The sequence below is a fragment of the Streptomyces griseorubiginosus genome (assembly GCF_017614965.1).
Lineage (GTDB): Bacteria > Actinomycetota > Actinomycetes > Streptomycetales > Streptomycetaceae > Streptomyces > Streptomyces griseorubiginosus_B.
Map to the genome: position 1 here is coordinate 1 of NZ_WVUG01000097.1, position 20,775 is coordinate 20,775.

Sequence of the window (20,775 nt, forward strand, 5' to 3'; positions counted from 1 at the left end):
CCCGACCCCCGCCCCGCCTCTCAACGACTGGAACACCACCGGCAGTTCGGCCCGCTGCGCCTTGGCGTCCGCGGCCATCCGCTCCAGATCGGAGCCCACGTACGGCGCGAGATCGGTCTTGTTGACGACGAGCAGGTCGGCGGTGGTGACACCTGGCCCTCCCTTGCGCGGGATGTCGTCCCCGCCCGCGACGTCGATCACGAAGATCTGCGCGTCCACGAGCCCCTTGGAGAAGGTCGCGGTGAGGTTGTCCCCACCGGACTCGACCAGGATGAGATCGAGCGGACCCACCTCGTCCTCGAGGTCCTCGACGGCCTCCAGGTTGGCGGAGATGTCGTCCCGGATGGCGGTGTGCGGGCAGGCGCCCGTCTCCACGGCGCTGATCCGCTCGGGCGGCAACACGGCCTCCCGGAGCAGGAACTCGGCGTCCTCGCGGGTGTAGATGTCGTTGGTGACGACGGCGAGGGACAGCTCGTCGCGCAGCGCGCGGCAGAGGGCGGCCACGGTGGCGGTCTTCCCGGAGCCGACGGGCCCGCCGAGCCCGATCCGCAGGGCACGGCGCGATCCGTCGGGCCGGCGGGCGTCGGCGCTGACGGCGGAGGGGCCGTCGTGGGAGTGGTCGAGGTGCATGGGTACGGCTCCAGGGGGATGTGAGGCGAAAAACGGGGGGTACGGGGATGAATGCGTGCCGCGAGGCGGACTCGGCGGTTACGACGCGAAGAGGCGGACGGCCCAGGCCGCGTGCGTCTCGGCGCCGACTTCCAGCAGGGGCGCGGAACTCGCGGGCAGCGCGTCGACCCCGTCGTCGGCCACCCGCCGAGCGGCCTCCGTCGCCCGGTCGACGACCAGGTCGAGTTCGGGCGCCAGTCGGGCGAGGACTCCGGTCGCGTCGAAGGGGTCCAGGCTCAGCAACCGCACCGTCGCGCTCGCCGGCCCGCTCACGCTCTCGTAGGCCGCGCAGTAGGCGGCGTCGACGGGATCCAGTCCGGCCGCCCGAGCGGCGAGCCCGAGCACCACGGGCTGATGGGCGCCCTTCGGGAACTGCCGTGCGACGGCGTCGAGTTCGTCCGAGGGCCAGGTCGCCCGGGCGGCGCGCATCAGCTGCCGGCCGAGTCTGCGCGCGGCGAGGCGCAGGGCGGGGGACGGCGTGCGCGCCTCCGCGGCCGCGTCCAACTCGCCCGGGGCCACGCCGAGTACGGCGGCGGCGGCCAGCGCGGCGGCGACCAGCCCCGCCGTGTGCAGGCGCCCCCGGCAGAAGTCCTCCAGGCTCGCGGCGCCGCTGAGGCGCCCCGCCTTCACGGCCGCCTCCGCCCCGCCGGAGTGCGCGTGCCCTCCGGCGGGGAACCGCCCGTCGGCCAGAACCAGTAGTGCGGCCCTGGACATCAGAACAGGAAGTAACGCTGGGCCATGGGCAGTTCGGCGGCCGGAGTCGCCTCGACGAGCTCGCCGTCGATGTGCACGGCGAAGCTGTCGGGATCGACCCGCACCCGCGGCCGGGCGTCGTTCTCCCGCATGTCCGCCTTGGTCACCCCGCGCGTCGACTCGATGGCGACGAACCGCTTGCCCAGTTGCAGCCGCTCCGGCAGCCCGTCCTCGATCGCCAACGGCGCCACGAAGTTGAAGGAGTTGGCGGCGGGAGCCCGCCCGATCGCGCCGTACATCGGCCGGGGCAGGATCGGCTGCGGCGTCGGGATGGACGCGTTGGCGTCGCCCATCTGCGCGTACGCGATCTGTCCGCCCTTGAGCACGAGATGCGGCTTGACCCCGAAGAACGCAGGCTCCCACAAGACCAGGTCGGCGAGCTTCCCGCTCTCCACGGAGCCGATCTCCCGGGCCAGTCCCTGGGCGAGCGCGGGGTTGATCGTGTACTTGGCGACATAGCGCCGTACCCGGTGGTTGTCCGCCCGTCCGTCGCCGGGCAGCGCGCCCCGCCGCCGTTTCATCACGTGCGCCGTCTGCCAGGTGCGCAGGACGATCTCGCCGACCCGGCCCATGGCCTGGGAGTCGGAGGAGATGATCGAGATGGCGCCCAGGTCGTGCAGGATGTCCTCGGCGCCGATGGTGGAGGGCCGGATCCGCGACTCGGCGAAGGCCAGGTCCTCCGGGACCGCCGGGTTGAGGTGGTGGCACACCATCAGCATGTCGAGGTGTTCCTCGGCGGTGTTGACGGTGTAGGGGCGCGTCGGGTTCGTCGAACTCGGCAGGACGTGCGGCTCGGAGACCACGGTCATGATGTCCGGCGCGTGCCCGCCGCCCGCGCCCTCGGTGTGGTACGCGTGGATGCCGCGGCCGTTGATCGCGGCGAGCGTGTCGCCGACGAACCCGGCCTCGTTGAGGGTGTCGGTGTGGATGGCGACCTGGATGCCGGTGCGGTCCGCCACCGTCAGCGAGGCGTCGATGACGGCCGGGGTCGACCCCCAGTCCTCGTGCAGCTTCAGGCCGAGCGCGCCGCCCCGGATCTGCGACAGCATCGCCTCGTGCGAGACGGTGTTGCCCTTGCCGAGGAAGCCGATGTTGAGCGGGTACTGCTCCATCGCCTCCAGCATGCGCGCCAGATGCCACGGCCCGGGCGTGACCGTCGTCGCCTTCGAGCCCTCGGCCGGGCCCGTGCCGCCGCCCACCAGGGTCGTGATGCCGGCGGACAGCGCCTCGTCGGCGATCTGCGGGCAGATGAAGTGGACGTGCGCGTCGACCGCGCCCGCCGTCAGGATCCGCCCGTTGCCCGCGATGACCTCGGTCTCCGGGCCGATGACCAGGTCCGGGTCGACCCCGTCCATGGTGTCGGGGTTGCCGGCCTTGCCGATCCCGGTGATCCGGCCGTCCCGGATGCCGACGTCGGCCTTGACGATGCCCCAGTGGTCGACGATCACCGCGCCGGTGATGACGGTGTCCGGTGTGCCCTCCGCCCGTGTGGCGCGCGACTGGCCCATGGACTCGCGGATGACCTTGCCACCGCCGAACACGGCCTCGTCACCGGCTAGTTGGGGACCGCCGGAACGATCCTCCTCGATCTCGACGACGAGATCGGTGTCGGCGAGCCGGATGCGGTCGCCGGTGGTGGGGCCGAACAGGTCGGCGTACGCGGCTCGGGAGATCTCAGGCATCGAGGGCACCTCCGGTCTGCCCGCGCAGGCCGGGCACGATCCGGGCGCCGCTGATCGGGACGAGTTCGACGTCGACGGGGATGCCGGGTTCGAAGCGCACGGCCGTACCGGCGGCGATGTTCAGACGCCTGCCGTGCGCGGCGGCGCGGTCGAACTCCAGGCCGGGGTTGGCCTCGGCGAAGTGGTAGTGGGAGCCGACCTGGACGGGGCGGTCGGCGGCGTTGAGGACGGTCAGACGGGTGACCTCGCGGCCCTCGTTGTAGACGATCGGGTCCTCGGCGAAGAGGATCTCTCCGGGAATCACGGCGGCCCTCCCCGTCAGACGATCGGGTCGTGGACGGTGACGAGCTTGGTGCCGTCCGGGAAGGTGGCCTCGACCTGGACGTCGTGGATCATCTCGGGGATGCCCTCCATGACGTCGTCGCGGGTGAGGAGTTTGCGTCCGGAGGCCATGAGCTCGGCGACGGTGCGGCCGTCGCGGGCGCCTTCGAGGATGTGTGAGGTGATGAGGGCGACCGCCTCGGGGTGGTTGAGCCTCAGCCCGCGCGCCCTGCGCTTCTCGGCCACGTCGGCCGCCACGTGGATGAGCAGCCTCTCTTGCTCGTGCGGGGTCAGTTGCACGTCCCACCTCACAGTCCTCGCTCCGGGCCCGTGCGGGGCCCGGTCGACGCAGCCACGGGGCAAAGTCCCTGGTGGCGTGGATCGGCAGGCTAGTTGGACCGCGTTTCAGGCACGTTAACCGCGCTGTGATCCCGCACGCTCGTCAACGCCCGTAGACCGTCCCCCAGGATCTCGGCGGGCGCCGGGCCGAACAGGGCCTGCTGGGCGATGAAGCCCATCGCGGTGGCCATCATCGTGCGGGCCACGTGGTCGGGGGTCACGTCCGGCCGCATGATCCCGGCCTCCTGGTAGGCGGCGACGATCCGGGACCAGGTTTCCTGGACGGCGCCGTAGCCCTCGCGCAGCACGGCCGCCAGGTCGTCGTTGCGCAGCGTCTCCGCCCACACCTGGATCACCAGTCCCGGGAGCGCGGGCCGGCCGTCCACGGTCAGGTCCTCCTTGGCGGCCAGGACACGACTGAGGACCGACGTCACGAGGAGGTCGGGCGGCGGGGGCGGGCTGCTGCGGGCGACCTCCTCGAAGCCCTCGTGCACCTGGGCGAGCACCTCGCGCACGATCGCGGCGATCAGCTCCTCCTTGCCGCTGAAGTAGCGGTACACGGCCCCGGCGGACAGGTCGACCTCCTTCAGCACATCCTGCATGGACGTGGCGTGGAAGCCGTTGCGGGCGAAGCAGCGCGCCGCGCCGTCGAGGATCTGCCGGCGGCGGGCGTCGAGGTGTTCCTGGGATACGCGGGCCATGCCGCCAAAATAAAACGAACATTCCTTCTTGACAAGCGGAGGCGACGGAGGGACGGTGATGGAGAACTTAAAACGAACGATCCTTCTTTTTGCCGACCTCCGAAAGGTGCCCCATGTCCGCCACCCGCACCAGGCCCCCCGCTCGCCGCCTGATCGCGGTCGTCGTACTCGTCCCGGTCCTCGCCGCCCTCGCCCTGTGGGCCTTCGCCTGGCCGGCCGCCCGCACCGCGCCCCGCGACCTGCCGCTCGGCGTGGCCGGACCGGCCGCGGCCACGGCCCAGGTCGAGCAGCAACTGACGCGGCACAAGGGGGCGTTCGAGATCCACCACTACGCCGACGAGGCCGCCGCCCGCCGAGCCGTGGAGAACCGGACCGTATACGGAGCGGTCGCCGTCACCCCCCGGGGCCCGGAGCTGCTGACCGCCTCGGCCGCGAGCCCGGTGGTCGCGCAACTGCTGCAGCAGGCGGTGGCCCAGGCGCCGGCCGACACCCCGATCCGGACCGTGGACGTGGTTCCCACCCCGGCGAAGGACCCGCGTGGCGCGGTCCTGAACTCCAGCGTGCTGCCGCTCGCCCTGGCCGGGATCGCGGCCGGCGCGGTGGTGAGCCTGCTCGGCCTGCGCGGCGGCCGTGCCGTGGCCGCGCTGGTCGGTGCCGCCGCCCTGGTGGGCGCGGTGGCGGCCGGCATCGCGCACAGCTGGCTCGGGGTGCTGACCGGGGACTGGTGGACGGAGGCCGGTGTGCTGGGTCTCGTAACGCTGGCCGTGAGCGCCGCGGTCGCGGGACTCTCGGCGCTGCTCGGACAGGCCGGCATCGCGCTGGGCGCGGGGGTGGTGATGCTGCTCGGCAACCCGTTCTCGGGCGCGGCCTCGGCGCCGCGGCTGCTGCCCGAGCCGGTGGGCACGATCGGCCAGTGGCTGCCGCCGGGCGCCGGCGCGACCCTGCTGCGCTCGGTGTCTTACTTCGACGGCGCCGCCGCGGCCGGGCCCGCGCTGACGCTGACCTGGTGGGCCGCGCTGGGCCTGGGTGCGGTCCTGCTCGGCAGCGGGCTCCAGAGGCGCACCCCCGCCACCGAGGCGGTCACCGGGCGGGAGCTCACCCCGGTGGGCTGACCGCGCGCCCCGGAACCAGCCGTGCGCCCCGCCGCAGTGGAAGGGGCGCACGGTCTTTCCAGTGCCCCCAGATGTCCTGACCGGACACGTTGGTGACGCGGCCGGCCTGCGACGCCCGGCGCACTCGAACGATCTCGCGCGGGAGGATCCCCATGACCACCGCAGGGCCGGCCCTCAGGGCGGCCGGCGGGACTGTCGCAACAGGCCCTAGGAGGCGCCCGGCCCCCGGTGGTGCGCGGCGATGCCGAAGCGCTGTTGTTCGCGGGGAGCGGACGTCACCTCGCGCACCGAGGAGACCGCGCTGATCACCTGCTCGTCGGCGGGCTGGTCGAGCGCGTCGAGCCGTTCCAGGTCGGCGGCGGAGACGAGGGCGACGAGGGGTTTGCCGTGCCGTGTCACGACGACGCGCTCGCCGCCGTACACCACCCGGTTGATCAGGTCGGCGAGTTCAGCCCTGGCTTGCGTCACCGGAATCTCGTAGGCCATACCCCCATCATAACGTCACGTACATCCTGTACATTTTTTACAGAGACAGCTCAGCGAGAGATCGCTCTGCCGCGAGGAGGGGTATGCCATGACCCGACCGTCCGCCCGTTACGTCCTGCCCGAGTTCACCGAACGCACGAGCTCCGGGCACCGGACGATGGATCCGTACTCGAAGCTGCTGGAGGAGCGGATCGTCTTTCTCGGCACGCAGATCGACGACACCTCGGCGAACGACATGATGGCGCAGTTCATGCACCTCGAGTACCAGGACCCGGACCGGGACATCGCGCTGTACATCAACTCCCCGGGCGGCTCGTTCACCGCGATGTCGGCGATCTACGACACGATCCAGTACGTCGGCTGCGACGTGGAGACGGTCTGCCTGGGCCAGGCCGGTTCGTCCGCCGCCGTGCTGCTGGCGGCCGGCACCCCGGGCAAGCGCGCCGCGCTGCCGGGCGCCCGGGTGGTGCTCCACCAGCCGGCGCTCTACGAACCGGTGCAGGGTCAGGCCAGCGATCTGGCCATCCAGGCCGCGGAGTTGACCCGGACGCGGGCCCGGCTGGAGGAGATGCTGGTGCGGCACACCGGCCGCAGCCCGGAGCAGGTGAGCGCGGACATCGAGCGGGACAAGATCCTCGACGCCCAGGGCGCCCTGGAGTACGGGCTGGTGGACCGGATCATCCCCAGCCGCAAGGACACCCTCGCGCCGCCCAGCGGGAGGTGAGCGGCCGGTGCTGCCACCCGAACTCCCTCCGCTGCCCGCGCTCACCCGCGCCGAGGGCGAGCTGATCGACCGTTATCTCGACGTCGTCGACCTGCTGGGCCGGATCAACCCGGCGCACCACGGGGACACGTATCGCGGACTGCGTGCCGCCCAGGCGCTGGTGGCCAAGGCGGCCGAACTGCGCGACGCGCTCGCCCTGATGCACCAGCGCGGTGAGACGGAGCTGCACGCCGAGACGCTGCGGCGGGCGCTTCGGGTGCTGGACGGGGAGCGGCGCACGGCCCGGGTCACCGTGCCGCCGGACTCCGCCAGTTGACGGGCGTCCAGAGGTGCGGACGCCCCGGCCGGGTCGCGGGGCCGTCCGGACCGGCGTTGAAACGGACCAAATGGCGTACCCCCCTTTGGAGTAGACGCGGATCCTTTTTCGCGACCGTTCAAGTTGCGCAACGCGCGTAGCCTCAGGGCGGAATGGGACATTCCATGCCTGGTCCGAGCCTCCTCGGGGTCGTCTACGCCGCCTCGAACACAGGGGTGTCCACCCGAACGGGTGAGTGGTGAGTAACAACACAAACCCCCGATTCCATTGGGATTTTCGGACATCCGTGAGTCAAGATCCCTGTCTGACGACAAGCCCCCGCCACAGCGGCGGGGCGGTCCGGGCGGACGCCGAGTCCTGCCGCCGCCCGGATGACCGGTCGACAGGAAGTGGATCGGCAGGAGTGGAGGACCCAAGCACGACGGGTCGCCGGGACGGTCACGCCATGACCGAGCCCGAGCAGCCCTTGGGGTGAAGCCGCGTCAGCGGCCGGGCAACTTCGCCAGCCCGAATCCGACAGGTCATCCTTCACAGGCGGCTGACGAAGGGTTGCGCATGACTGCGCTCAATCGTGTCCCGTCGCTGATGGTCCGGGCCGGTACGGCCTCGGCTCTCACCCTGGCCGCCGTGGGCGGCTCCGTCGTGATCCCGGGCGTCGCATCCGACGCCGCGGCCGCGACGCCGGCGACGAAGGCGCTTCAGGTAGCGGCGTCCAAAAAGGGTTCCCCGTACAAGTGGGGCGCCACCGGACCTCGCCGCTTCGACTGCTCCGGCCTCACGCTGTACTCGTACAAGGCGGCGGGCAAGAAGCTGCCCCGTACGGCGGCCCAGCAGTACAACAAGACCCACCACATCTCCGCGAAGAGCCGCAAGGCCGGAGACCTCGTGTTCTTCCACTCGGGGTCGAACGTCTACCACGTGGGCATCTACGCCGGGAAGGGGAAGATCTGGCACGCCCCCAAGACCGGGGACGTGGTGAGGCTGCAGAAGATCTGGACCAAGAGCGTCTGGTACGGCCGGGTCAGCTGACTCTCCCGTGGGGCGGCGGCGGACCTGACCCGCCGCCGCCCCACGGGCCTGACGGGGGCCGGAATGGTTACCCGTACCCCATGGACCACCACCATCCATCCGCACGCAACGAGACGCCGCTGGAGCGCGCCGACCGCAACTTCGTCGAGCTGCTGCAGGAGCTGCGCGTCACCCAGACCGGTGTGCAGATCCTCTTCGCCTTCCTGCTCAGCCTGGCCTTCACCCAGCGCTTCACCTCCCTCGACGCCTTCCAGCGCGCCACGTACGTCACCACGCTGCTGCTGGCGGTCCTCGCCGCCGCGCTGTTCACCGCCCCGGCGGCCCTGCACCGCTCGCTGTTCCAGAAGGGCGCGAAGCCGCTGATCGTGCAGGTCTCCTCACGACTGGCGACCGTCGGCATGGGGGTGCTCGTCCTCGCGTTCACCGGATCGGTGCTGCTGGTGGTGGACGTGACCACGGATCTCACCGGCGGGCTGGCGGCGGGAGCGGCGACTCTGCTGGTGTGTGTGGGGCTGTGGGGGTTGCTGCCGCGTCTGGTGCGCCGGGCCGCGCGCTCGCAGACCGGCTCACGGCCCGTGGAGCCGCGGACCGAGGACGCGGAGGACCGGGAGATGGCGCACCGGTCGTAGAGAGGGGCCATAGGCCGTTATCTCGCCGTAGTGGCGCCGCCGGGGGCTCCTACGGCTCCTGCTGCCCCGCCGTGACGGGCGGCTGCGCCGTCACGGTCCACGGGAGCTCGATGGAGACCGTCTTGCCGCCCTCCCTGGTGGGCCGGACGAGCAGTCTGCCGCCGCACTCGGCGGCCAGCCAGCGGATGATCACCATCCCGCGGCCGTTGTCCTGCTGCACGGCGGCCGGCAGTCGCTTGGGGAAGCGCGGATGGCTGTCGGTGACCCCGATGCACAGGTGTTCGTCACGGTCGAGCCGGATGTCCACCGTGAAGGTGGGGGACTGACCGAAGGTGTGCTGTACGGCGTTGGTGGCGAGTTCGGAGACGATCAGGCGGATGGTGTCGGCGATCTCCGTGTCGGCGCCCAGCCCCCACTCCACCAGGGTCGTGACGACATAGCCGCGGGCCGCGGAGACCGAGGCCGGCTCGCTCGGCAGAGTGACGGATGCTTCCAGATGGTCTGCCATGACGACGTCGTCCCTTTCCCACGGGACCGGAGTCCGACACGGAGCGGATGGTTCGAGTACGGTCCCGGACTGGTGCTTCTTCGCCAGACTGCCATTGCCGCGCCGGTCACGGTGCCGATCCACCAAGATATGCATATATCTGTCGCTCAAAGCGGTGAACTCTGCGACGAGAGGCCGTATTTGGGTGGCCCGGAAGGAGTAAGGAGTAGCGCATGCTGCACGGTCCCGCGGTGCGCCGTCGGAAGCTGGGCACCGAACTGCGTGCGTTGCGCACGAGCGCGGGGCTCACGAGCGGTGAGGCGGCCCGGCTGGTGGGCTGGCACCAGTCGAAGGTGAGCCGTATCGAGACCGGCTCCAGCGGGGTGAAACCGGCCGATGTGCGGTTACTCCTGGACGCCTACGGTGTCGCCGACGCCCAACTGCGAGAGCTGCTGCTGGTGTTGGCGGGGTCCGACGAGGGCGTGGGCCGGCATCACTGGTGGCACGCCTACCGGGGCGTACTCCCGCCGACCTACCGCGACTTCATCAGTCTGGAGTCCCAGGCGAGCGCGATGCGCACCCTGGAGACCTCGGTCGTGCCGGGGCTGTTGCAGACGCCCGAGTACGCGCGGGCGGTGACCCGGGCCGCCGTCGGCGGTCTGGACGACGAACGGCTGGACGCGCTGGTGGAGGTGCGGCTGGCCCGGCAGGACGTGCTCAGGGCGGATCCGCCGCTGGAGCTGAGCGCCATCCTCGACGAGGCGGTGCTGCACCGGGAGATCGGCGGCCCGGACGTCATGGCCCGCCAGCGGCAGCGGCTGATGGAGGCGGCGCGGCTGCCCCAAGTGCGGCTCCAGGTACTGCCGTTCACGGCCGGGGCCCATGTGGGCATCACCGGGCCTTTCGTAATCTTCTCATTTTCGAGCACTTCTGATCTGGATGTGGTTGTTCTCGACCACTTGACGAGTAGCCTCTACCTCGAACGGAAAGAAGACCTCCAGGCCTATACGGAGGCCTTCAACACCCTTCGGATCCACGCCCTTTCGCCCGAGGACTCGCTGGATTACCTCGCCGGTCTGGATGACGGCGCGTGAGGAGGCACCCATGACCGCACTGCCTCGGACCCTTCCCACCAGCACCGACCTGCACGGCGTGCGATGGCTGCGCAGCAGCTACAGCACGGGAGCGAACAACTGCGTCGAGACGGCGCTGCCGCACTCCGGCCCGGCGGCCGGGCTGCTCGCGGTGCGCGACTCCAAGGACCCGGCCGGACCCGCGCTGCTCTTCTCCCCCGAGAGCTGGGCGGAGTTCACCGCCGCGTTCCGACCCTAATCACCTACTGAACAGTTTCTGATCGATTTTGATCGGACGAGGCTCGGCCGTGTCACGCCGACTCATGGTCGCGTTTCCCCGATCACCCGTACAGCGTGTTCCACCTGCGCCTCGGAGAGGTCCGCGCGGGCGGTGAGCCTGAGCCGGGAGATGCCGTCGGGCACGGAAGGAGGACGGAAACAGCCCACGGCGAGGCCTGCCGTACGGCAGTCGGCCGCCCACCGCACGGCCCCCTCCGGGGACGGCGCGCGCACCGAGACGACCGCGGCGTCGGGGCGTACCGCCTCATGGCCCGCGGCGGTCAGCCGTGCGTGCAGGTCGGCGGCCACCCCACGGGCCCGTGCCGCCCGCTCCGGCTCACGGCGCAGCAGCCTCAGCGCCGCAAGGGCCGCGCCCGCCGCCGCGGGGGCGAGGCCCGTGTCGAAGATGAACGTGCGGGCCGCGTTGACCAGATGGTCGATGACCCGGGCCGGGCCGAGGACCGCTCCGCCCTGGCTGCCGAGCGACTTGGACAGCGTGACCGTGACCACCACGTCCTCGGCGCCCGCCAGGCCCGCCGCCTGCGCGGCACCCCGGCCGCCGTCGCCCAGGACGCCGAGTCCGTGGGCGTCGTCGACCACCAGACCGGCACCGCGCTCCCGGCACGCGGCGGCGTACGCGGCCAGCGGGGCGGCGTCACCGTCGACGGAGAACACCGTGTCGGACACGACGACCGCGGGACCCTCCCCCGTCCGCAGCGCCTTGCGCACCGCCTCCGGGTCGGAGTGCGGCACCACCTGGGTGACACCCCGGGCGAGTCGGCAGCCGTCGATCAGCGAGGCGTGGTTGCCGGCGTCGGAGACGATCAGCGAGCCGTGCGGGGCCAGCGCGGTGACGGCGGCGAGATTGGCCGCGTAGCCGGAGGAGAAGACCAGCGCCGCCTCGAACCCGCAGAACCCGGCCAGCTCCCGCTCCAGCTCGGTGTGCAGTTCCGTGGTCCCGGTGACGAGCCGGGAGCCGGTCGAGCCGCCGCCCCAGGTGCGCGCCGCCGCGGCCGCCCCCTCTGCGACCTCGGGGTGACGGGCCAGTCCCAGGTAGTCGTTGCTGGCGAGGTCCAGCAGCGGCGAGTCGGCCGGGCGCGGCCGCAGGGTCCGTACGAGTCCGGCGCGGCGGCGCAGTTCCGCCTGCTCGTCGATCCAGCCGAACGCCATGGCTCCTCCGGGGATTTTGTAGGCAGTGGACAGACACTAGTCGCACGGGCCGCACCCCATGGTGTGGCAATCCACACACGGCGAAGTGCGGCTGTTGTTCAATCTCTCCTTGGCCCGGGACGGGTCGGTAAGACAGGATCGGCTCTCATGGACCTGCTGAACACGCTGGTGGACAAGGGGCTTCGGCGCGAGCTGCCGACCCGCGAGGAAGCTCTGGCCGTCCTCGCCACTTCCGACGACGACCTGCTCGACGTGGTAGCCGCGGCCGGAAAGGTGCGCCGGCACTGGTTCGGACGGCGGGTGAAACTGAATTACCTCGTCAACCTCAAGTCCGGCTTGTGTCCCGAGGACTGCTCCTACTGCTCCCAGCGCCTCGGGTCCGACACGGGCATCCTCAAGTACACCTGGCTCAAGCCGGACGAGGCCTCCAAGGCCGCGGCGGCCGGCCTGGCGGGCGGCGCCAAGCGGGTGTGCCTGGTGGCGTCCGGGCGCGGTCCGACCGACCGGGACATCGACCGGGTCGCGGGCACCATCAAGGCGATCAAGGACCAGAACGAGGGCGTCGAGGTGTGCGCCTGCCTGGGTCTGCTCTCCGACGGCCAGGCCGAGCGGCTGCGCGAGGCGGGCGCGGACGCCTACAACCACAACCTCAACACGTCGGAGTCGACGTACGGGGACATCACGACCACGCACACCTACGCCGACCGCGTGGACACCGTGACCAAGGCGCACGCGGCCGGTCTGTCGGCCTGCTCGGGTCTGATCGCCGGCATGGGCGAGAGCGACGAGGACCTGGTCGACGTCGTGTTCTCGCTGCGCGAGCTGGACCCGGACTCCGTTCCGGTCAACTTCCTGATCCCGGTCGAGGGCACCCCGCTGGCCAAGGAGTGGCACCTCACCCCGCAGCGCTGTCTGCGCATCCTGGCGATGGTGCGGTTCGTCTGCCCGGACATCGAGGTGCGCATCGCGGGCGGCCGCGAGGTGCATCTGCGCACCCAGCAGCCGCTCGCCCTGCATCTGGCCAACTCCATCTTCCTCGGCGACTACCTGACCACCGAGGGCCAGGCCGGCCAGGCCGACCTGGAGATGATCGCGGACGCCGGGTTCGAGGTGGAGGGCACCGACCAGGTGACCCTGCCGGAGCACCGGGTGAGGGCCGGCGGCGGCTGCGGCTCGCACGAGAGTGCGGGCTGCGGGTCCCACGAGGACGCGGGCTGCGGCTCCCACGACGGCGCCGGGTGCGGCTCGCACGAGGCCGGCGGGGTGTGCGGTACGGCGGCGGTCGCGGCGGAGCCCCGCACCGACCTGGTCGCCGTGCGCCGGCGCGGTGCCGGAACGGACCTCGCGCCCAATGCCTGACCTGCCCGTCCCCGAGCTGCTGGAGCTGGACCGGCGGCACGTCTGGCATCCCTACGGGCCGATGCCCGGCCGGACCGAACCGCTCGTCGTGGAGTCGGCGAGCGGGGTGCGGCTGCGGATGGCGGACGGCTCGGGCGAGCTGGTCGACGGCATGTCGTCCTGGTGGTCGGCGATCCACGGCTACAACCACCCGGTGCTCAACGAGGCCGCGCGCGAGCAGCTCGGCCGGATGAGCCATGTGATGTTCGGCGGGCTCACCCACGAGCCCGCCGTACGCCTCGCGAAGCTCCTTGTCGACATGTCTCCTGACGGTCTGGAGCATGTCTTCCTCGCCGACTCCGGCTCGGTGTCGGTCGAGGTCGCGGTCAAGATGTGCCTGCAGTACTGGCGTTCCCTCGGGCGGCCCGCGAAACAGCGGCTGCTGACCTGGCGCGGCGGCTACCACGGCGACACCTGGCAGCCGATGTCGGTGTGCGATCCCGAGGGCGGGATGCACGAACTGTGGACCGGGGTGCTGCCGCGCCAGGTGTTCGTCGACGCGCCCCCGGCCGAGTACGAGGAGGCGTACGCCGAGCGGCTGCGCTCCTCCATCGCCGAGCACGCCGACGAGCTGGCCGCCGTCATCGTCGAGCCGGTGGTGCAGGGCGCGGGCGGGATGCGGTTCCACTCCCCCGCCTATCTGCGGGTGCTGCGCGAGGCGTGCGACGCGCACGACGTGCTGCTGGTCTTCGACGAGATCGCGACCGGTTTCGGCCGGACGGGCGCGCTGTTCGCGGCGGAGCACGCGGCCGTCACGCCGGACGTGATGTGTGTCGGCAAGGCGCTGACCGGCGGCTACCTGACCATGGCGGCGACCCTGTGCACCCCGAGGGTCGCCGAGGGCATCTCGCGGGGCGAGGTCCCGGTGCTCGCCCACGGGCCGACCTTCATGGGCAACCCGCTGGCCGCCTCCGTCGCCTGCGCCTCGATCGGGCTGCTGCTCGGCCAGGACTGGCTCGCGGAGGTCAAGCGCATCGAGGCGGGGCTCCGGGAGGGGCTGGAACCGGCGCGTGAGCTTCCGGGGGTGCGGGACGTACGGGTCCTGGGCGCCATCGGGGTCGTGCAACTGGACCACGCCGTCGACATGAAGGCCGCGACGGAGGCGGCCGTGCGCGAGGGCGTGTGGCTGCGGCCCTTCCGCGACCTGGTCTACACGATGCCGCCGTACGTCGCGGGGGACGCGGACGTGGCACGGATCGCGCGCGCGGTGTGCGCGGCGGCGCGGGAGGGTTGAGATGCCGGTACTGGTGATCACGGGCACGGGGACCGAGGTCGGCAAGACGATCACGACGGCCGCGGTCGCCGCCGCCGCGGTCGCCGCCGGCCGCTCGGTGGCGGTGCTGAAGGCCGCGCAGACGGGGGTACGGCCGGACGAGCGCGGGGACGCCGACGAGGTGGCGCGGCTCGCCGGTGCCGTCACGGCGACCGAACTGGCCCGCTTTCCCGAGCCGCTGGCACCGGCGACGGCCGCGAGGCGGGCCGGGATGACGCCGGTGCGTCCGCAGGACGTCGCCGAGGCCGCCGCCAAGCTGGCCGCCGAGCACGATCTGGTGCTCGTGGAGGGCGCCGGCGGACTGCTCGTGCGGTTCGACGAGGAGGGCGGGACCCTGGCGGACGCGGCGCAACTGCTGCGGGCGCCGGTGCTGGTGGTGGCGACGGCCGGTCTCGGCACCCTCAACACCACGGAACTGACCGCGCGTGAACTGCGGCGCCGGAGCGTGGAGTTGCTGGGGGTCGTCATCGGAGGCTGGCCGGACTCCCCCGATCTGGCGATGCGCTGCAACATCACCGACCTGCCGGACGTCGCCGGAGCCCCGCTGCTGGGTGCCCTCCCCATGGGCGCCGGCTCCCTCGCCCCGGCGGACTTCCGCCGGCAGGCACCAGGTTGGCTCGCGTCACGGCTGGACGGCACCTGGGACGCGGAGGCGTTCCGGACCCGGGAGGCACCCCAGCCGTAGGGGTCGGGTCCGCGACTTCGTCCGGTGACCCGCCACAGGGGGGTGCGCGGGGCCCGTTCGGGGGACAATCGCCCTAAGGCCCGTCCCGCGGAGGAGGTCCCCATGCCGCTACGGTCCCCCGGCTCCGGCTCCGTGAAGGCGGCCCGGGATCCCGTGCACCACCCGTGGTTCGCCCGCTACTACGCCCGGGTCAGTGTCTCGGCCGAGACCCGGATGGGGATGGGCGCGATCCGTGACCGGCTGCTGGCGGGGCTGTCGGGCCGCGTCATCGAGATCGGCGCGGGGAACGGGCTCAACTTCGCGCACTACCCGAGCACGGTGTCGGAGGTGGTCGCCCTCGAACCGGAGCGCAGTCTGCGGCAGTTGGCGGTCGAGAACGCCCTGCGCGCCGAGGTGCCGGTCGACGTCGTGCCGGCCGCGGCGGAGGCGCTGCCGGTCAAGAGCGAGGCCTTCGACGCGGCGGTGGTCTCGCTGGTGCTGTGCAGCGTGCGGGACGTGCCGCGGGCGCTGGGCGAGGTGCGGCGGGTGCTGCGGCCCGGTGGAGTCGTGCGGTTCTTCGAGCACGGCCGGGGCGGCGGCCCGGCGATGGCCCTCACCCAGCGGCTCCTGGACCGCACGCTGTGGCCGCCGCTCAACGGCGGCTGTCACCTCGCCCGCGACCCGGTCGCCGCCCTGCGCGCCGCCGGATTCGAACTCGGCCCCTACCGGCGGCTGCTGATGCCGGAGTCCGGACCGACCCTGCCGACCTCGTACTGCGTGCTGGGCACGGCCTGGCGGCCCGCGGCCGGAGAAGCGGCCGCGGACACGTGATCAGACGGTCCACTGACGCAGCTCGGCGGCGATGTCGTACACCGTCGCCTCGCCGCTCTTGACCAGCCGGGCCAGTTCGCGGACCTGCACGGGCGAGGTGGCCACCTTCAGACCGCTGGCGACGAGATAGGCGTAGGCGACGGCCGAGGCGAACAGGGCGTTGGAACGCTCCAGCGCCGGGACGTGGATGAGGAGTTGGAGCAGGGAGGCGGCGCGCGCGTGCGGGCTGTCGTAGACGGGCACGTCGAATATCTCCGCCTCGTGGCGGGCGACGGCCGCGACGAGGGCGCCCCAGTCGGTGACCTGGGGATCCCCCGGGGTGTTCTGTTCGGCGAGCATGAGAAGCCAGGCGAGGTCGATTCTGAGGTCGCTCAAGGGATCAGCGGCGACCTTCGCGCGTGCCCTCGTTCTCCCCGCCGAACTCGTCCGCGAAGACCGACTCGTACTGCTTCATGAAGTCGGCCGCGGCCTCGACGAAGGTGTGCCCCACTTCGCCGGTGTCCTGTCTGACCAGTTCCTCTATGTAGCGGTTGACGCTCATCCCGCGGGCCAGGGCGCGCTCGCGGGCGGCGCGGGCCGTGCCCTCGTCCACTCTCACGTTCAGTTGCGTCTTCGCCATATCTCGACGCTAGCGCCCAGGCGCTAGCGCGGCAAGAGGCGCTGACCCCTCCTGCCCAGGGTGGAGGATGCCCCTTACACCGGTATCGGGGGCCCGACCTGGGGTGGAGACCGGCCCGACCGCAAGGGGGATACCGGGTGTGGGCGGGATCACACTACGCTCGGCCGGGACGCCGGAGTCGGCACGTCCTGAGGAGGAGACGGCCTTGTCCACATCTGCTGCGGAGCACGCCCCCGGCCAGGCGCCGGCCGACGGGATCGCGGCCCGCGCCCGCGGGCTGACCAAGGCGTACGGCTCGGGCGAGACGACGGTGCTGGCCCTGGACTCGGTGGACGTGGACATCGCGCGCGGCCGCTTCACCGCCGTCATGGGCCCCTCGGGCTCCGGCAAGTCCACGCTGATGCACTGCCTCGCGGGCCTGGACACGGTCTCGGCGGGTCAGGTGTGGCTCGGTGACACCGAGATCACGGGGCTGAAGGAGCGCGAGCTGACCCGGCTCAGGCGGGACCGGATCGGGTTCATGTTCCAGTCGTTCAACCTCATCCCGACGCTCAATGCGGCCGAGAACATCACCCTGCCCATGGACATCGCCGGCAAGAAGCCGGACGAGAAGTGGCTGGACCAGGTCATCGACACCCTGGGGCTGCGGGACCGGCTGAGGCACCGGCCCTCGCAGCTGTCCGGCGGCCAGCAGCAGCGGGTGGCCTGCGCACGGGCGCTGGCATCCCGACCCGAGCTGATCTTCGCCGACGAGCCGACCGGCAACCTGGACTCACGGGCCGGCCTGGAGGTGCTCGCCTTCCTGCGCCAGGCCGTCGACGAGCTGGGGCAGACCGTCGTCATGGTCACCCACGACCCGGGGGCCGCCGCCCACTCCGACCTGGTGCTCTTCCTCGGCGACGGACGCATCGTGGACGAGATGGAGCGGCCCACGGCGGAGGCCGTACTGGAGCGGATGAAGCGGTTCGACGTCATCCGCAGCCAGTTCGGCGACAAGGACGAGGGCGCGGACACGGACGGACGGGAGTAGGCCGGTGCTCAGGGCGACCCTGCGGAGCTTCCTCGCGCACAAGGGCCGGCTGCTGCTCTCGGCGCTCGCGATCATCCTGTCCGTGGCGTTCGTCGCGGGCAGCCTGATCTTCTCGGACACGGTGACCCGCACCTTCGACCGGCTCTTCCACTCCACCGCCGCCGACGTCACCGTCTCGCCCAAGGAGGACCTGAAGTCCTCCGTGCCCACCGGTGAGACCCGGACCGTGCCCGCCGAGCTGGCGCGGCGGCTGGCGCGGGTCGACGGGGTCAGGTCGACCCACGCGGAGGTCGGCGTCCAGAACGTCACGATCGTCGACCGGCACGACAAGTCGGTGGGACCCACCACCGGCGCACCCACCATCGCCACGGACTGGTACCTGACCGACCGCAGCCCCGTGCGGCTGACCTCCGGTCACGCCCCGCACGGCGCGGGCGAGGCGCTGCTCGACGCGGACACCGCCGACAAGAGGCACGTGCGGATCGGCGACCCGCTCACCGTGATGGCCCAGCCCGGCACCTTCCGCGTCCGGGTCGTCGGGATCGCCACCTTCACCACCACCAACCCGGGCGCCGCCCTGGTCTTCCTCGACCCCCGGGTGGCCGCCGACAAGCTGCTCGGCTCCCCCGACCGGGCCACGAGCATCTCCGTGTTCGCCGCGAAGGGCGTGACCGACCCCCAGCTCAAGCAGCGCGTCACCGCCGTGACCGGCACCCGCGACTACGACGTGCGGACGGCGGGTGAGCAGGCCAAGTCCTCGGCGGCGCAGCTGGGCGGCTTCCTCGACGTCATCAAGTACGTGATGCTCGGCTTCGCGGGCATCGCGGTCCTGGTCGGCGTCTTCCTGATCGTCAACACCTTCTCCATGCTGATCGCCCAGCGCACCCGCGAACTCGGGCTGCTGCGCGCCCTGGGCGCCGACCGGCGGCAGGTGCGCCGCTCCGTGCTCACCGAGGCGGTATTGCTGGGCCTGGTCGGCTCGACGCTGGGGCTGGCGGCCGGGATCGGGCTCGCCGCCGGGCTGATCAAGCTGATGGGCACCTTCGGGATGAACCTCACGACGGCCGAGATGGTCGTCGGCTGGGCGACACCGGTCGCCGCGTACGTCGTCGGGGTCGGCGTCACCTTCGTCGCGGCCTACCTCCCGGCCCGCCGCGCCGCCGGTGTGTCCCCGATGGCGGCGCTGGCGGACGCCGAAGTGGCGGGCCTCGGGCGTCCCCTGAAGGTCCGTGCCGTGGCCGGGTCCGTCGTCGGGGTGCTCGGGGTGGCCGCGCTGGCGGGCTGCGCCGCGTCCTCGAAGACCGCCTCGGCGGCCTCCCTGCTGGGGCTCGGCGTGGTCCTGACGCTCATCGCGACCGTGATCGCCGGACCGCTCCTGGTCCGGCCGATGATCCGGGTGCTGGGCGGGGCCTTCCCCGCGCTGTTCGGCTCGGTCGGCCGTATGAGCCAGCGCAACGCCCTGCGCAACCCCCGCCGTACCGGCGCCACCGCGGCAGCGCTCATGGTGGGCCTCGCCCTGGTGGGCGGGATGTCGGTGGCCAGTGCCTCGATGTCCAAGTCCTTCGACCGGCAGATCGACAAGACGCTCGGCGCCGACTTCATGGTGCAGAACAGCAACTTCATGCCGTTCAACCAGGAGATCACCGACAAGGTACGGGCGACGGACGGAGTCCGTCTCGTCGTCCGGGAGCGCTTCACGGCCGTCGCGGTACGGCTGCCGGACGGCAAGCGGGTCGAGACGACGGCCGCGGGCTTCGACCAGAGCCTCGACGAGGTCGCGCACATCACCTACACCCGGGGCGACACGGCGTCCGCGCTGGCCGACGGCGCCATCGCCATGGACGCGAAGTTCGCGGGCGACCACCACGTACGGCTGGGCAGCGTGCTGCCCGTCGAGTTCCCCGGCCGGCAGACCACCCGGGTCCGGGTCGGCGCCCTGACCAACCAGGAGGGCTCCAGCGGGTTCGGCACCCAGGGCGGGCTGTACTTCGGCATCGCCACGGTGGAGAAGTACGTGCCGGGCGGGCAGGACACCGTGCTCTACGTCGACAAGGCCGCCGGCACCAGCGCCGACCAGCTCCGCAAGAACCTGGAGACCGCGCTCAAGCCCTATCCGCAGGTCCAGGTCCGCGACCAGGCCGACTACAAGAAGCTGATCCACGACCAGATCGCCGTGCTGCTCTACCTGGTGTACGCGCTGCTCGGACTGGCGATCATCATCGCGGTGCTCGGCGTGGTCAACACCCTCGCCCTGTCGGTGGTGGAGCGCACCCGGGAGATCGGGCTGCTGCGTGCCATCGGGCTCGCCCGGCGCCAGTTGCGGCGGATGATCCGGCTGGAGTCGGTGGTGATCGCGGTCTTCGGCGCGGTGCTCGGGCTCGCGCTCGGTCTGGTGTGGGGGGTGTGCACCCAGCAGGTACTGGCGCTGCAGGGCATGAAGGCGCTGGCGATCCCCTGGGGCACGATCGTCGCGGTGGTGATCGGCTCGGCGGTGGTGGGTGTCGTGGCGGCCCTGCTGCCCGCGCTGCGAGCGTCGCGCATGAACGTGCTGGCGGCCATCGCCCATGACTGAGGGGGCCTCCGTCCTGAAGACGAGGAGATCCCATCCCCCGCACGTGCCGCTTCGGCACCAGCATGATCGGCCCCCCGTCGTGCCCGAGGCGGGCGCCGAGCGTCCGGATGCTGGAATTCCGTGTCCCGGCCGGCCGCCGGTGCTGAGATCGCCGTATGACTGAGCCGCAGACACGAACCGCGACGTCCGACGACCTCGACACCGTCCTCGCCTTCTGGAAGACGGCCGCCGAGGGCACCAGCATCAGCGACGACCGGGAGGGCGTGGAGCGGCTGGTCGGCCGTGACCCCGAGGCGCTGATCCTGGCCGAGCAGGACGGCGAACTGGTCGGGACCGTCATCGCGGGCTTCGACGGCTGGCGCTGCCATCTGTACCGGCTGGCGGTGCATCCGGGGCGGCGCCGGCAGGGCATCGGCTCGGCGTTGCTGGCCGCGGCGGAGGAGCGGTTCGTACGGCTCGGCGGGCGGCGCGGGGACGCGATGGTGCTGGTCCGCAACGAGACGGCGCACCACGCCTGGCGCGCCGCCGGGTACGAGCCGCAGGAGCAGTGGCGGCGCTGGGTGAAGCCCTTCACCGACTGACGCACTTTGCCCATCCTTTACCATGGGAGGACCCTTC

General features: G+C 71.8%; 25 protein-coding genes. 14 read left to right on the top strand and 11 right to left on the bottom strand.

What is annotated here, in order from left to right; translation table 11 throughout:
• The 6 genes from ureG to GRC12_RS19605 form a co-directional block, all read right to left on the bottom strand.
• The coding region (ureG, locus tag GRC12_RS19580; protein WP_208780609.1) for an urease accessory protein UreG at nt 1–630 on the bottom strand (630 nt) is incomplete at its 3' end.
• Nucleotides 631–708: 78 nt separating this feature from the next.
• On the bottom strand, nt 709–1,383 hold the full coding sequence (locus GRC12_RS19585; RefSeq protein WP_208780610.1) for an urease accessory protein UreF: 675 nt from the start codon (nt 1,381–1,383) through the stop codon (nt 709–711).
• Nucleotides 1,383–3,104, bottom strand: coding sequence for an urease subunit alpha (locus tag GRC12_RS19590; RefSeq protein WP_208780611.1), 1,722 nt, complete (start codon nt 3,102–3,104; stop codon nt 1,383–1,385). The genes GRC12_RS19585 and GRC12_RS19590 overlap by 1 nt, the downstream gene beginning before the upstream one ends.
• Nucleotides 3,097–3,408, bottom strand: coding sequence for an urease subunit beta (locus tag GRC12_RS19595; protein WP_133047602.1), 312 nt, complete (start codon nt 3,406–3,408; stop codon nt 3,097–3,099). The genes GRC12_RS19590 and GRC12_RS19595 overlap by 8 nt, the downstream gene beginning before the upstream one ends.
• 14 nt (nt 3,409–3,422) lie before the next feature.
• Entirely contained in the window at nt 3,423–3,725 is a 303-nt protein-coding gene (locus tag GRC12_RS19600) for an urease subunit gamma (RefSeq protein WP_037782101.1), read from the bottom strand.
• An 89-nt stretch (nt 3,726–3,814) separates the two neighbouring features.
• On the bottom strand, nt 3,815–4,465 hold the full coding sequence (locus tag GRC12_RS19605) for a TetR/AcrR family transcriptional regulator (RefSeq protein WP_208780612.1): 651 nt from the start codon (nt 4,463–4,465) through the stop codon (nt 3,815–3,817).
• 113 nt (nt 4,466–4,578) lie between these two features.
• Between GRC12_RS19605 and GRC12_RS19610 the strand changes: the two genes are divergently transcribed.
• Nucleotides 4,579–5,577: an ABC transporter permease gene (locus GRC12_RS19610; RefSeq protein WP_208780613.1), complete on the top strand. Its 999-nt coding sequence runs from the start codon at nt 4,579–4,581 to the stop codon at nt 5,575–5,577.
• 207 nt (nt 5,578–5,784) lie between these two features.
• On the opposite strand, the gene GRC12_RS19615 is transcribed toward GRC12_RS19610, so the two are convergent.
• Nucleotides 5,785–6,063, bottom strand: a complete 279-nt coding sequence (locus tag GRC12_RS19615; protein ID WP_133047599.1) for a type II toxin-antitoxin system Phd/YefM family antitoxin — start codon at nt 6,061–6,063, stop codon at nt 5,785–5,787.
• 88 nt (nt 6,064–6,151) lie between these two features.
• Here GRC12_RS19615 and GRC12_RS19620 point away from each other — a divergent pair, with 88 nt between their 5' ends.
• From GRC12_RS19620 to GRC12_RS19635, 4 genes are all read left to right on the top strand, one after another.
• Nucleotides 6,152–6,787: an ATP-dependent Clp protease proteolytic subunit gene (locus GRC12_RS19620; protein ID WP_208780614.1), complete on the top strand. Its 636-nt coding sequence runs from the start codon at nt 6,152–6,154 to the stop codon at nt 6,785–6,787.
• 7 nt (nt 6,788–6,794) lie between these two features.
• Complete coding sequence (locus GRC12_RS19625; protein WP_208780615.1) at nt 6,795–7,103, top strand: hypothetical protein; 309 nt, start codon at nt 6,795–6,797, stop codon at nt 7,101–7,103.
• A gap of 555 nt (nt 7,104–7,658) precedes the next feature.
• Nucleotides 7,659–8,132, top strand: coding sequence for a C40 family peptidase (locus tag GRC12_RS19630; RefSeq protein WP_133047596.1), 474 nt, complete (start codon nt 7,659–7,661; stop codon nt 8,130–8,132).
• A gap of 80 nt (nt 8,133–8,212) precedes the next feature.
• Nucleotides 8,213–8,761, top strand: a complete 549-nt coding sequence (locus GRC12_RS19635; protein WP_208780616.1) for a DUF6328 family protein — start codon at nt 8,213–8,215, stop codon at nt 8,759–8,761.
• Between the two features lie 49 nt (nt 8,762–8,810).
• Here the strand turns inward: GRC12_RS19635 and GRC12_RS19640 are convergent, their stop codons facing one another.
• Nucleotides 8,811–9,269, bottom strand: a complete 459-nt coding sequence (locus GRC12_RS19640) for an ATP-binding protein (RefSeq protein WP_208780617.1) — start codon at nt 9,267–9,269, stop codon at nt 8,811–8,813.
• A gap of 212 nt (nt 9,270–9,481) precedes the next feature.
• On the opposite strand from GRC12_RS19640, the gene GRC12_RS19645 reads away from it, so the two are divergent.
• Complete coding sequence (locus GRC12_RS19645; RefSeq protein ID WP_208780618.1) at nt 9,482–10,342, top strand: helix-turn-helix domain-containing protein; 861 nt, start codon at nt 9,482–9,484, stop codon at nt 10,340–10,342.
• 10 nt (nt 10,343–10,352) lie between these two features.
• Nucleotides 10,353–10,580 carry a DUF397 domain-containing protein gene (locus GRC12_RS19650; protein ID WP_208780619.1) on the top strand — a complete coding sequence of 76 codons (228 nt, stop codon included), beginning with the start codon at nt 10,353–10,355 and terminating at the stop codon, nt 10,578–10,580.
• A 62-nt stretch (nt 10,581–10,642) separates the two neighbouring features.
• Here the strand turns inward: GRC12_RS19650 and GRC12_RS19655 are convergent, their stop codons facing one another.
• Complete coding sequence (locus GRC12_RS19655) at nt 10,643–11,770, bottom strand: 8-amino-7-oxononanoate synthase (protein ID WP_208780620.1); 1,128 nt, start codon at nt 11,768–11,770, stop codon at nt 10,643–10,645.
• A 147-nt stretch (nt 11,771–11,917) separates the two neighbouring features.
• On the opposite strand from GRC12_RS19655, the gene bioB reads away from it, so the two are divergent.
• The 4 genes from bioB (at nt 11,918) to GRC12_RS19675 (ending at nt 15,936) form a co-directional block, all read left to right on the top strand.
• Nucleotides 11,918–13,129, top strand: coding sequence for a biotin synthase BioB (bioB, locus tag GRC12_RS19660; protein ID WP_208780621.1), 1,212 nt, complete (start codon nt 11,918–11,920; stop codon nt 13,127–13,129).
• On the top strand, nt 13,122–14,402 hold the full coding sequence (locus GRC12_RS19665; protein ID WP_208780622.1) for an adenosylmethionine--8-amino-7-oxononanoate transaminase: 1,281 nt from the start codon (nt 13,122–13,124) through the stop codon (nt 14,400–14,402). The genes bioB and GRC12_RS19665 overlap by 8 nt, the downstream gene beginning before the upstream one ends.
• 1 nt (nt 14,403) lies before the next feature.
• Nucleotides 14,404–15,126, top strand: coding sequence for a dethiobiotin synthase (bioD, locus tag GRC12_RS19670; protein ID WP_208780623.1), 723 nt, complete (start codon nt 14,404–14,406; stop codon nt 15,124–15,126).
• Between the two features lie 102 nt (nt 15,127–15,228).
• Complete coding sequence (locus GRC12_RS19675; RefSeq protein WP_208780624.1) at nt 15,229–15,936, top strand: class I SAM-dependent methyltransferase; 708 nt, start codon at nt 15,229–15,231, stop codon at nt 15,934–15,936.
• On the opposite strand, the gene GRC12_RS19680 is transcribed toward GRC12_RS19675, so the two are convergent.
• A complete protein-coding gene (locus GRC12_RS19680) occupies nt 15,937–16,311 on the bottom strand; it encodes a fic family toxin-antitoxin system, toxin component (RefSeq protein WP_208780625.1) in 375 nt (124 codons plus the stop codon).
• 4 nt (nt 16,312–16,315) lie between these two features.
• Nucleotides 16,316–16,555 (bottom strand): toxin-antitoxin system HicB family antitoxin, encoded by a 240-nt coding sequence (locus tag GRC12_RS19685; RefSeq protein WP_133047585.1) that lies wholly within the window; start codon nt 16,553–16,555, stop codon nt 16,316–16,318.
• A gap of 205 nt (nt 16,556–16,760) precedes the next feature.
• Between GRC12_RS19685 and GRC12_RS19690 the strand changes: the two genes are divergently transcribed.
• The 3 genes from GRC12_RS19690 to GRC12_RS19700 all read left to right on the top strand — a co-directional run bounded on the left by GRC12_RS19690 (nt 16,761) and on the right by GRC12_RS19700 (nt 20,738).
• Nucleotides 16,761–17,585: an ABC transporter ATP-binding protein gene (locus GRC12_RS19690; protein WP_208780626.1), complete on the top strand. Its 825-nt coding sequence runs from the start codon at nt 16,761–16,763 to the stop codon at nt 17,583–17,585.
• Nucleotides 17,586–17,589: 4 nt separating this feature from the next.
• The gene (locus GRC12_RS19695; RefSeq protein ID WP_208780627.1) at nt 17,590–20,157 is read left to right on the top strand and encodes an ABC transporter permease; all 2,568 of its coding nucleotides are present in this window, start codon (nt 17,590–17,592) and stop codon (nt 20,155–20,157) included.
• Between the two features lie 155 nt (nt 20,158–20,312).
• On the top strand, nt 20,313–20,738 hold the full coding sequence (locus GRC12_RS19700) for a GNAT family N-acetyltransferase (protein WP_208780628.1): 426 nt from the start codon (nt 20,313–20,315) through the stop codon (nt 20,736–20,738).
• Nucleotides 20,739–20,775 lie beyond the last annotated feature (37 nt).